Below are 11,673 nucleotides of genomic sequence, written 5' to 3'. Positions count from 1 at the left end.
CTGAGGTCTGACTCCCGCCGCCCCCTTTCCTCCTCCCGGCCTCCTTCGTGAGGAGGAGACGCGTCGCGCACGGCGTGGTGGGACGCCACGCGGTCTCGTCCGGCCGGTGGAAGCGGTCGTCTCCCTCACCCGCCGGGCGGAGGGCGTGATTCGACGTGAGGACGGAGGCTCCGGACCTCGGACGCCGGTGGACTGGAAGGACCCCTCACCCACCGACGACCCAGAGGTCCCACATGCTCGGAGCACACAGTCGGCAAGCGCCCCCCGGCGCCCCTTTCGGCATCGATCCGTCAGCAACCGCCGTACGGCTGACCGAGGTGACCAAGAAGTACGGCCGCGGATCGTCCGCGGTCGTCGCACTCGACGACGTCAGCACCGGCATCGCCGTCGGCGGTTTCACCGCCGTCATGGGCCCGTCCGGCTCCGGGAAGAGCACCTTCCTGCACTGCGCCGCCGGGCTCGACCGGCCGACCTCCGGAACGGTGCGGCTCGGCGGGCAGGACCTCGGCGAGCTGGACGAGAGACGGCTCACCCGGTTCCGCCGGACCCGTATCGGGTTCGTCTTCCAGGCCTTCAACCTGCTGCCGTCGCTCACCGTGGAGCAGAACATCACCCTGCCGCTGCGGCTGGCCGGAGAGGGAACCGACCACGACTCGGTCCGCGGTGTCACGGCCGCGGTCGGACTCGTGGGCCTGCTCGGCCGCCGCCCCTCGGAACTCTCCGGCGGGCAGCAGCAGCGGGTCGCCATCGCCCGCGCCCTCATCACCCGCCCTGAAGTGATCTTCGCGGACGAGCCGACCGGCGCACTCGACCCGGACACGGCCGACGACATCCTCGGGCTGCTCCGGCAGGCGGTGACCGACCTGCACCAGACCGTGGTGATGGTCACGCACGACCCGGTCGCCGCCCAGCGCACCGACCAGGTCGTCTTCCTCGCCGACGGACGCGTGGTCCGCCGTGTGGACGCGCCGTCCGCCGCTCAGGTCAAGAGCGTCATGACCGAGCTGCGGAGGACCCGCTGATGCTGCGTATCGCCCTGGCCACCCTGCGCGCCCGCGCGGGGGCCTTCGCCGCCACGTTCACCGCGCTCCTGCTCGGGGCGGCCGTGGTCAGCGCCTGCGGCGTACTCCTGGAATCCGGGCTGCGCTCCGCCCTGCCACCCGAACGGTACGACAGAGCCCCGTTGATCGTCGCGGGCCGTCAGGCCGTCGACCTCGACGTGAGGTCCGCCGACGGATCCGAGTACCGCAGTTCCCAGCCGCTGCTCGAACGACCACGACTCGACGCCTCCCTCGCCCGCGATCTCGCCGCGGTCGACGGTGTCGCCTCCGTGGTGCCCGACCGCCGCGTGACGGTCCGTCTGCCGGACGCGGACCGTGCCGTCACCGGCGCCAACGGGGCCGTCCCGCAGGCGCACACCTGGTCGAGCCGAGTCCTGGGAGGATTCCGCCTCACCGAAGGGCACGCGCCGCAAGGTGCCCAGCAGGTCGTCCTGGACACCCGCCTCGCGGCCCGGGCCGGGCTGCGGACCGGCGACAGCGTACGGCTCATGACCTCGTCCACTCCGCTCACCTTCAAGGTCGCCGGACTGGTGGCCCTCGACGGGGACCGCACTCCACGACAGTCGGTGCTCTATGCCTCCGGGGCCGCGATGCAGCGGCTGGCACCCCTGTCCGGTGCGTCCGTCGACGCCTTCGGCGTGTTCACCACGCCGGGTACACCGTCCTCGCAGGTGGTGCCCGCCGTCGAACGGGTGGTGGCCGGGCACCGTGCGGCGGTGTACACGGGTGACGAACGCGGCGAGGCGGAATTCACCGACATCGCGGTCGGCGCGGCCAACCTCGTGGAGCTGGCCACGGCCATCGGCGGCAACGTGCTGCTCGTGGCCGTGTTCGTGCTGTGCGCCACGACGTCCCTCGCCATCCGCCACCGCCATCGCGAGATGGCCCTGCTGCGCGCGATCGGCACCACCCCGGGGCAGCTGTACCGCATGATCACGGCGGAGTCCGCGGTGACGGGTCTCGTCGCGGGAGTGCTCGGCTGCCCTCTCGGCGTCGGTGTGGTCCACTGGCTGAGCGGACAGTTCGCCGGACGCGGCCTGGTACCGCCGGACTTCCGGCCGGTCGTCGGCCCGCTCCCGTTCCTCACCGCCGTCGGCGTGACGGTCCTGACCGCGGTGGCGGCGGCCCTCGTCGCCGCCCGGAGGGCTGCCCGCGTCCGCCCCACGGAGGCGCTGCGCGAGGCCTCCGCCGAGCCCGCGCGCATCGGCAGGGGCCGTCTGATCACCGGCGGTGTCCTGCTCGCGCCGGCCGTCTGTGTGCTGGGTCTCGGCCTCGGCTTCCGCGCCGACTTCCTCACCCTGGTCGGTCTGGCCAACTCCCTCGTCCTGCTGCTCGTGATCACCGCCGCGGTCCTCGGTCCGCTGATCAGCCGCACCGCCACGGCCCTCCTCGCCCCGCTCCTCGACCGGACCGGTGTCACCGGCTGGCTCGCGGCGGCCAACTCAGGTGCCCGTGCCACCCGGACGGCGGCCGCGGTCACCCCGATCGTCCTGGCCGTCTCCTTCGCGGCGACGGTCGTCTTCACCCAGACCACTCAGCTGAGCCGGTCCACCGAGGAAATCCGCTCCGGCACGGTCGCCGATCACGTGCTCGCCGCTCCCACCGGCATGTCGCCGGAGCTCGCGCGCCGGGCCGCCGAACTGCCGGGGGTGACGGCCGCCACCGGTGTGGTGCGGTCCAAGGCGGTCGGTGTGGGTTCGCTGCTCGGCACGGAGGAAGCCGTCTCCCTGACCGCGCAGGGACTTCAGCCGTCGGCCGTGTCCGCCACGGTCGACCTGGACGAACGCAGGGGGAAGCTGTCGGCTCTGGCTCCGGACACGGTGGCTCTCAGCACCACGGCCGCCTCGTGGCTGGGGCTCGACGTCGGGGACCGGGCGCGGCTGCACCTCGGGGACGGGACGCCCTTCACCGGTGAGGTGATCGCCGTGTACGGCAGGGGACTCGGCTTCGCCGACCTCACCTTCGACCACGACCTGCTCCTCTCCCACACCACCGCGGGCGTCGACCAGTCGGTGCTGATCCGGTCGGCCCCCGGTGCCTCCGGTGACGTCGCACACCGGCTGTCCGCTCTGGCACGGACCTATCCGGGAGCCGAGCCGATCGGAGCACTGGCGGCCGATGCCCAGGTCGAGGAGCAGAGGGCGATGGCGTGGGTGAACTACGTGGTGGTGGGTGTCATCATCGCCTACACCGCTCTCACCGTCGTCAACACCCAGGCGATGAACACCGCGTCCCGGCGCCGGGAGTTCGCGCTGCTGAGGCTGACCGGCAGCAGCCGGTCGCAGGTGCTGGGGATGGTGCGGCTCGAGAGCTTCACGGTGGTCGCCGTCGGAGGGCTCCTGGGAACGCTGCTGTCGGTGCCGCCGCTGGCTCTGGTCGCGCTGGCGCTGACCGGCACACCGATACCGACGGCGCCGGTGCTGGGCTGGCTCGCGATCGTCGGGTCGACGGCGTTGCTGGCCATGGCCGGGGCGATGCTGCCCGCCCGCCTGGTGCTCCGTGTCCGTCCGGTGGACGCCATCGGGATGAAGGAGTGACGAGCGAGTGACCGCGGGGGAGCGACCGGGACGCACGCGGGATGCGCGTCAGTGACGGGCCGGGGCGGCGACGCGGGCCGGACGCGCCGTGAGCACGGCGGACCGGCACGACACGCCCCCCCCGCGTGGCCCGGGACGGCTCCCGCACTCGGCCTGACCACTTCGAGCGGGTTCACGGATCTTTCCACGTGGGTAAAACGGTCCCAAAGGTCGAAGCAGTTTGCTCGGAATCCACATCGCGACGGGCAGGTCTCCGGTCATTCGGCTGGATTCCCGTCCCCCGGGGGTATCCCGGCTGTGCCGTATCAGGATGCAATGATGGAGGTCAGGCCCTTCCGCAACCACACCGGTCAGAAGAGGCACGCAATGGATCCATGGCTGATCTGGTTGATCATCGCAGCGGTATTGGCTGCGGCTGAAATCTTCACCCTCACTGCCGCGCTCGGAATGCTCAGTGCGGCCGCACTGGTCACGGCGGGGTCCGCCGCGGTCGGGCTGCCGCTGCCGTTCCAGTTCTTGGTTTTCACCCTCGTGGCCACCGTCACCTTGATTTTCGTACGCCCCCTGGCACTGCGCCATGTACTCCGGCCCCAGACGACGAGATTCGGCGTGGAGGCACTGGTCGGCAAGGGTGCCTATGTCGTCTCAGAGGTAACGGGCCTGGGGGGCAGGGTCCGCATCGACGGCGAGGAGTGGACGGCCCGCGCCTACGACGAGACGCTGGTGATTCCCCCCGGAAAGACCGTCGACGTCATGGAGATCAACGGCGCCACCGCGATCGTCTACCCCCGGGACTGAAACCATGGAAACCTCGGCCTTTTTGATCGCCGGCCTGATCGTCGCCTTGATCGCGGTTTTCACCGTGGTGCGAGCGGTCCGTATCGTGCCCCAGGCACGCGCTCGCAATGTCGAGCGCCTCGGCCGTTACCACCGGACCCTCAATCCGGGCCTCAGCCTCGTGATCCCTTACATCGACCGCGTTCATCCGGTGATCGATCTCCGGGAACAGGTGGTTTCCTTCAAACCGCAGCCGGTCATCACCGAGGACAATCTCGTCGTCGAGATCGACACCGTTCTGTACTTCCAGGTCACCGATCCACGAGCGGCCTTCTACGAGATCGCGAGTTTCCTTCAGGCGGTCGAGCAGCTCACCGTCACCACCTTGCGCAACGTCGTGGGGTCCATGGACCTCGAGAAGACCCTCACCTCACGGGACACCATCAACAGCCAGCTGCGGGGAGTCCTGGACGAGGCCACCGGAAAATGGGGGCTGAGGGTCAACCGGGTGGAGATCAAGGCCATCGACCCGCCGCAGTCCATCAAGGACGCGATGCAGAAGCAGATGCGAGCCGAGCGGGACAAGCGGGCGGCGATTCTCGGCGCCGAGGGGCAGCGCCAGTCGCAGATCCTCACCGCCGAAGGCGACAAACAGGCCGCCGTCCTGCGCGCGGAAGGGAACCGTACCGCCGCGATCCTCCAGGCCGAGGGCCAGTCCCGGGCCATCGACGAGGTGTTCCAGGCCGTACATCGCAACGACCCCGACCCCAAGTTGCTGGCGTATCAGTACCTGCAGACCCTGCCCCAGCTCGCGCAAGGCTCGGGCAACAACTTCTGGGTGATCCCCAGCGAGATCACCGCCGCACTCCAGGGCGTGTCCCGTGCCTTCACCGAGGTGCTGCCCCAGTCGTCGGCCACCCGCGAGAAGCCCCCGGGCGACATGGTCGCCCAGGCCGCCAGCGACAAGGCGCAGGCCGAGGAGGCCGCTGCCGAGGCCCTGGCCGACGCGGCCGAGGCCGAGGGCGCCAACCTCGACGGCCTCCCGTCTCACCCCCGTCGCTGACGGCGAGCGGCGTCTTCGCCGGCGCCACTCGCCCGGCCGTCGGCCGATTCCGGCGCGGCGCACCGCGGGACCAGTCGACGGTGGGCATGAGCTTGTCGTGGTTGGGGGTCTGTCCCGGCTTGAGGGTGCACAGCTTGCTGAGCGGAGCCTGGACGTCGTAGACGCGCAGGGTGACTCCGGGCTCCTGCGGCGGTAGGTCGGCGGCAACCGTGGGGGAGGGGCCGGCTCCCGCCGGGGAGGGGTCGGCCGCGGTCGCAGGGGTGGCGAGTACGCCGCCGGCCATGATGGCGGACGCAAGTGGCGCGAAGAAAGGTCTTCGGGTTCGGGAGAAGGGTCGTTGGCGCATTGGTCCTCCGGTGCTGGGGACCGGACCGTGCCGGATCGTTCCGGTCTCTCCCGGGGTGGAGCGCTGGTCGCGTCGCAAAGGTAGGAGACTTCTGCTTGTCATGTCCATACTTTGTCATCGGTGTGTTCAAAGTCGGTCCGCGCGCCATGGCGGGCCGTGACGGCTGCGGCTCGTGGGCCATCCGGGCCCGGGTGTTCGGACATGCCCCGATGGTGGAACTGATCATGGGTGGGCGGCACTTGATCCCGGGAAGCATTCCGGGGGTGGGCCCGGGGGAGGGGCGGTGACGACGCGTGGATGAGCAGGGTGGCCGCGACTGGGTGTGCATGACTCCGGAGGAGTTCGACCGTGACGCGCCGCCGCGCCCGGAGGTGGACGGACGGATCCCGGCCGAGCTGGACGAGTGCGGCACGGCCCCCCTCTTCGGCGACGAACCGGCCCCGGCGGTAACCGGCCGGCCCGCTCCGCGCTCTGCCCGACAAGGCTGCCAGGGGCGGCTGTTCTGACGCTGATCCTTGGCGACGGCGGCCGACCGGTCCACGGCCGCCGACTTCGGCGGGTTCGAGGACCGGTTCGTCGCGGAGGCGACCGGCCCTCGACAACGTGACACCTCACGCGCCTGGGCGACAGCCATGAGCCACGGCGCTCGGCGTTGCCGACGGCGGCGCTCACGCGGTGCCCGGCATGACAAGCTGTGCTCTCCAGCGTCCTAGCCCAGGAGGTCACTATGGCCGCAGAGTCCACAGCACAAGAAGGATCGGAGTCGGCTGACGCCGAGAACACCGACCTCTCGCCCGACGATGACGGTCAGTCCGACCTGAAGCGCAAGTTTCGGGAGGCTCTGGCGCGCAAGCGCGGCATGCAGGCGGACGCCGCCGACCTCGCCGCCAACACCCACGCGTCGAAGATCCGCGGCACGCACGGCCCGGCCGCGAATCAGCGGTCGTTCCGGCGCAAGAGCGGAGGCTGAGTAACCACGGCCGCCGGATGAGACCCGGCAGGACACGGCCTGGCAGCCCTACCGATGAGGTGGGCCGGGTCCTGCCCGGTTGACGAGGCAGGGGCCGTGGCGGCCCGCCGCCCGGGAGCCGTGCACCTTGCCGAGGTGTACAAGCGCCGCCGCGACCTCACCCCACGTCCGACCACCGCACCGGCTGAGTACGATCACCCGCGCCGGTCTGAGTACGCGAGCGGTAGCCCGCCGCGAGCCGCACCGGGCGGGTGGAAGCATGCGCCGACGGCTGCTGCTCGTCTTGTATCTCTCCCGAGGGCAGGCGTGCTGTACGGGCCCCGCACAGGACCTCCCGCTGCTCGCCCCCAGGGCCGGCGGGCTCCCCTCCGCCATCTGATGGGCCCAGGGCGACCGGACACACGGCGTGCCGGTCGCCTCATTCCGGCACCGGCCGCATCTCCACGACACGCAGTCCCAGTGACTGGCAGCGCGCCAGCAGCCCGTACAGGTGCGCTTCGTCCACGACCGGGCCGAACAGGACCGTCTGGCCGGCCATCACCACATGACCCAGCTCCGGAAACGCTTTGGCCAGTGTCTCCGAGAGATGCCCCTCGACGCGGATCTCGTAGCGCACGAGCTTGTCCTCCCACGGCTGCCGGGACAGGCGGATGGCGCCCTTTCCGTCATCGTCCCACCCCCCTGCCCGGTTCGACCTCACCCGAAGCAGGTGACCCGGCCGGTGACGGCCATGAGCCGCGGTGATGCGTCGACCACATGAAAGCGGCCATGACCAGCGCATACAGAGCGGTGGTGGGCCGGATGACGGTGATCGTGGCCTCAGTGTCGGGTCCTGCCGGGGGGAGAGGGCGGACGGCGGCCTCCCGCCTCGGTCGACGTCCCTGCCGTCCGCCGCCGCCTCGGTGGCGGTGCCGCCGCCCCGCCACGTCCTCACAGCATCCGGAGGCCGCGTGCTCGGCGCACCGCCTCGCCCCGCCGGTTCACCGCCAGCTTTCGGTAGATGCTCTTGAGGTGGGTCTTCACCGTGTTCACCGACAGACAGAGATCGGCGGCGATCTCCTCCGTCGACATCATCCGGGCCAAACGCTCCAGGACATCCCGCTCGCGTGCGCTCAGCTCCACCGCGACGAGCGGTGCGGGCGGCGGCTGCGGTCCAGGCCGCTCGCCGCGGGGCGGCGGAGCGGGCGTCAGCCAGCCTGCCGCCAGATCGTGCAGCGGACCCGCGGTGATGAGCGGCCGGATCCATGCCCCGGCATCCAGGAACGGACGCCGCAGCCGCTCACGCCGGGCGTCGAGGAGCGCCCGCGCCAAGAGCTTGCGGGCGGTGGCGGTGTCTCCGGCCGCGTCGGCGGCCCGGGCCCTCACCAGCGCTGCCCCCACTGACACCGCCGGGCCGGTCCGTTCCTCGGCGTGGAGGCTGTCCAGCAGGTCGAGGGCTGTCGCGGGACGTCGTGCGGCGAGCTGGATCGACGCGGCCTCCACAGCACACACGGGCTGGTCGACGGAGACAGCCCGGAGCACCTCGGTGGCTCTGTCCGGCCGCCCCTCGGCCAGGTGGGCGGCCGAGGAGACGAGCGCTTCCCGGCTCGTCGCCCATGGGGAGGCCACGGCGGCGGGGACGGCCGGGTCGGCCGCCTCCACAGCGGCGCGCATCTCCCCCCTGGCCATGAGGAGGCGCGCTGCGGCCAGGGCTCGCCCCGCGGCCATCACCGGATCACGTGTGCTCAAGGGGAGAGCGGCCGTTTCGTCGATGAGGGCTTGAGCCCGGTCCAGTTCGTCGCGGTCGACGGCCACGGCGGCCAGGACGAGCCGTCCGATCCCGGATCCGGACGGCTGGGCCGAACCGGGCCGATCGGCCTCGGGCAGCGCGGCCAGCGCCTTGCGCTCCGCCCTGCCGGGCCAGCCGTTGAGGTAGTCGAGCAAGGCCAGGTGTCCCATCGCCTCCTCCCGGGGCGCCTTGGTGGATGCTTCACCGGGAGCCCCGGCCACGGTGGTCAGGACGGCACGAGCCTCCCGGAAACGCCCGGCCCACAGGAGCGTCGAGCCGACATGGGTCAGCAACAGGGCCGTGAGTTCGGGATGCTTGTCCAGGAGGTGAGCCGGTACCTCCTGCCGTAGTCCAGCGGCCGACTCGGCGGCCTTCTCCACCCGTGGGGGGCATCCGGCAAGCCGGGCGGCCAAGGCTTCCAGCAGTGCACAGCTCAGCCGGGCGGCCGCGACGTCGCGGGCGTCACCGACAAGCTGCTCCTGGACGTGGTGCAGACGGGCCAGGCCATGATCGAGGTCGTGGCGGGACAGGTCGTGAGCGGCACGCACGAGGTCCGTGGCCGGGCTTCTCGCCTCGGGCCCCATGTGGGAGAACAGCCGCGCCAGGTCGTGCGAGCCCGGACCGGTGAAGAGTCGACCGATCGCCAGGTCGTCCACAAGGGCACCGGCCGCGAGATCCCAGTCGTCCGCGGCGGCGCTGTGGGCGAGTGCCTCCGGCAGGTGGCCGTGACGACGCAGCCACCGCGCGGCCCGTCTGTGGAGTTCCGGCTCCAGTCCGGGCAGGCGAACGCGCAGGTGCGCCCGCAGTATCTCCGCGAACAGCGGATGGAGCTGGTACCACGTGTGCTCGAGACGTTCGACGAACGCGTTCTGGCGGTGCAGTCCGGTGAGAAGGGGTTCGGCATCGATACGGCCGGTCAGCGCGTTGGCCAGATCGGGGCAGAAGCGCTCCAGGGCGCTGACGCGCAGCAAGAGGTCCTGTGCCTGCGGCGTCTGTCCCTTGAGAACCTCGGCGAGCAGGAAGTCCGCGACCGTGCTGCGGTCCGCTTCGAACTCCTTCAGATAGTGCTCGGGGTCGGAGCTCTCCCTGGCGGCCAGGGCGGACAGGCTCAGACCGGCCGCCCAGCCCCGGGTCCGGTCCACCAGGTTCCGCGCTGCCTGGATCGGAACGTCCACGCCGTGCAGTTCGAGCAGTGCGGCGGCCTCTTCGGGAGTGAAGGCCAGTTCCGCGGAGCGGATCTCCGTGAGGTCGCCGACCGCCCGGTGGCGATGCAACGGGAGCAGCGGCTCGGTGCGGGTGACCAGGACGAGGCGCAGGCCCGGGCCCGCGTGGTGCAGGACGAACTCCAACTGCTCCGCGACGTTGGTATCGGTCACACGGTCGTACTCGTCGAGCACGAGGAGCACGGGCCGGTCTCGAACGCTCAGTTCCGCGGCAAGTGAGGACAGGAGCCTGTCGCCCACTCTGGTGGCGTTGTCGGGGGTCCCGACCGCGTCGGATGCCGGTGCGCCACAGGCGCGCAGAGCCTGCAGGACGTAGGACCAGAACACCCCGGGGCGATGGTCGCCGCCGCCATCGAGGGTGACCCACGCGACCGGCGGTCCCAGCCCGGAGGCCCAATCGGCGGCCAGCAGGGTTTTGCCGGCTCCGGCCGGGCCGTTGAGCAGAGTCAGCGGAGTCCTGAGCGCCTGGTCGAGGTGGTCGACGAGCCGCTGTCGCCGCAGGTACGTCCGGGGCCTCGCGGGGAGGGCGAATCGGGTGCGCAGGAACGGATCGCCCAGAGGGTCGGTGGGCGACAGCGCCGGAACAAGGGGAACCGCGGATCCTTGAGCACTCGCATGGATGTCCGCCACGGTGCTCATCACCCCTGTCGGGTCCGGGCCACGTCCTGGGCAGCGCTTCCTTCCTCAGCATCCCAGCCTTGCCGTACAGGTGCACGGCAGACCGCGCCATCGACCCGCTGACCTGCACGTGGGTGCGTGCCGGGAGGTGCTCGGCGATCCTCAGGACCGCCGCCCTCGCTGTCGGCGGGCGGACCAACGACCGGTGGTGCACGCCCTGCTTGGACTCGCCCTGTGTCTTCTCCGCGGCTCCGGCCAGCGGCAGGAACGCACCGGTGACCAGGCCCGTGCCGGCGGCCAGTACCCTGCGACGATCCATAGGTCGACGAGAGCATGACATATCCATGCGTCGCTCCCTCTGTCGTGTTCGAGATGGAGAACGGATGTCGACTCGTGAGCGTCCTGGACGCTAAGGGGTGGAGAGCTCCCGCCAGTATGTCTCGCATGATTCGTGTGACTCTCCGAAAATTTCGCTGTCTCGAAGTCTGCGGTGGAGCGTGCTGATGGGCCTCCCGCACGGTCGGATCAGTTGACAAGCTCGGAGACCTCCCTAGTATCCGTGGCGTCGACGATCCGAAAGCAGTTCGAAATTTCGAATGATCGCGACTGTCATGTACCTGCTGAAGGTGGACGGCGGTGCAGCAGCCATCCCCTGTCTCGTGTCGGCCTGCCGACGAAAGGACCCGAGGTGCCCATACGATCAGGCAGACGACTGCTCCGTCTCCTCGCGGCCGCCGCGCTGACGATCACCGCGTCGGTGACGGCCTCCGCTCACTCCACCCCTTCCGCCGCACCGGGCAGCCCGGCGCTCACCCCACCGCTGGGCTGGAACAGCTGGAACAGCTTCGGGTGCGGGATCACCGAGGCCCAGGTCCGTCAGGCCGCCGACGCGATGGTGTCCTCGGGCATGCGCGACGCGGGCTACCGCTATGTGGTCGTCGACGACTGCTGGTTCGACCCGCAGCGCGACGCGGCGGGCAGCCTGCGGGCCAACCCGACCAAGTTCCCCAGCGGGATGAAGGCGCTCGGGGACTACATCCACAGCAAGGGCCTGAAGTTCGGTATCTACCAGGTGCCGGGCGAACGCACCTGCGCGCAGACCACCGGCGCCTATCCCGGGTCGACGGGCAGCAAGGGGCACGAGGCCCGGGACGCCGCCACCTTCGCCTCATGGGGCGTCGACTACCTCAAGTACGACTGGTGTTCTTCCAGCGGCACCCGTGACGAGCAGGTCGCGCGATTCACACTCATGCGCGACGCCCTGCGCGCCACCGGCCGCCCGATCGTCTACAGCATCAACCCCAACAGCT

Annotated in this window: 9 protein-coding genes and 1 pseudogene; 7 read left to right on the top strand and 3 right to left on the bottom strand. The window is 70.7% G+C overall.

Translation table 11 applies throughout. The annotated features are described in order from the left end of the window. Positions 1 to 233: 233 nt before the first annotated feature. The 4 genes from QNO09_RS33550 (at position 234) to QNO09_RS33535 (ending at position 5,438) form a co-directional block, all read left to right on the top strand. Complete coding sequence (locus QNO09_RS33550) at positions 234 to 1,022, top strand: ABC transporter ATP-binding protein (RefSeq protein ID WP_283974003.1); 789 nt, start codon at positions 234 to 236, stop codon at positions 1,020 to 1,022. Then, positions 1,022 to 3,598, top strand: coding sequence for an FtsX-like permease family protein (locus tag QNO09_RS33545; RefSeq protein ID WP_283974002.1), 2,577 nt, complete (start codon positions 1,022 to 1,024; stop codon positions 3,596 to 3,598). Before QNO09_RS33550 ends, QNO09_RS33545 begins: the two co-directional genes overlap by 1 nt. A 366-nt stretch (positions 3,599 to 3,964) precedes the next feature. Then, entirely contained in the window at positions 3,965 to 4,396 is a 432-nt protein-coding gene (locus QNO09_RS33540; protein ID WP_283974001.1) for an NfeD family protein, read from the top strand. Positions 4,397 to 4,400: 4 nt separating this feature from the next. Next, complete coding sequence (locus tag QNO09_RS33535) at positions 4,401 to 5,438, top strand: SPFH domain-containing protein (RefSeq protein ID WP_283974000.1); 1,038 nt, start codon at positions 4,401 to 4,403, stop codon at positions 5,436 to 5,438. Between the two features lie 67 nt (positions 5,439 to 5,505). Here QNO09_RS33535 and QNO09_RS33530 read toward each other — a convergent pair. Beyond that, a pseudogene (locus QNO09_RS33530) lies at positions 5,506 to 5,784 on the bottom strand (hypothetical protein); the annotation flags it as partial. Between the two features lie 293 nt (positions 5,785 to 6,077). Here QNO09_RS33530 and QNO09_RS33525 point away from each other — a divergent pair. Next, positions 6,078 to 6,290 carry a hypothetical protein gene (locus QNO09_RS33525; RefSeq protein ID WP_283973999.1) on the top strand — a complete coding sequence of 71 codons (213 nt, stop codon included), beginning with the start codon at positions 6,078 to 6,080 and terminating at the stop codon, positions 6,288 to 6,290. Between the two features lie 221 nt (positions 6,291 to 6,511). Next, on the top strand, positions 6,512 to 6,754 hold the full coding sequence (locus QNO09_RS33520; protein WP_283973998.1) for a DUF5302 domain-containing protein: 243 nt from the start codon (positions 6,512 to 6,514) through the stop codon (positions 6,752 to 6,754). Positions 6,755 to 7,172: 418 nt separating this feature from the next. Here QNO09_RS33520 and QNO09_RS33515 read toward each other — a convergent pair whose 3' ends face one another. Then, the gene (locus QNO09_RS33515; protein ID WP_175437358.1) at positions 7,173 to 7,370 is read right to left on the bottom strand and encodes a DUF8691 family protein; all 198 of its coding nucleotides are present in this window, start codon (positions 7,368 to 7,370) and stop codon (positions 7,173 to 7,175) included. A 314-nt stretch (positions 7,371 to 7,684) separates the two neighbouring features. After that, positions 7,685 to 10,384: a helix-turn-helix transcriptional regulator gene (locus QNO09_RS33510; protein WP_283973997.1), complete on the bottom strand. Its 2,700-nt coding sequence runs from the start codon at positions 10,382 to 10,384 to the stop codon at positions 7,685 to 7,687. A gap of 667 nt (positions 10,385 to 11,051) precedes the next feature. Between QNO09_RS33510 and QNO09_RS33505 the strand changes: the two genes are divergently transcribed. Next, positions 11,052 to 11,673, top strand: a 622-nt coding sequence (locus tag QNO09_RS33505) for a glycoside hydrolase family 27 protein (RefSeq protein ID WP_283973996.1), incomplete at its 3' end; no start/stop codon positions are given.

The organism is Streptomyces sp. 378 (genome assembly GCF_030124145.1).
Classification (GTDB): Bacteria; Actinomycetota; Actinomycetes; order Streptomycetales; family Streptomycetaceae; genus Streptomyces.
The sequence above is the reverse complement of the archived record's forward strand: the minus strand, read 5'-3'. Positions and strand labels throughout refer to the sequence as shown.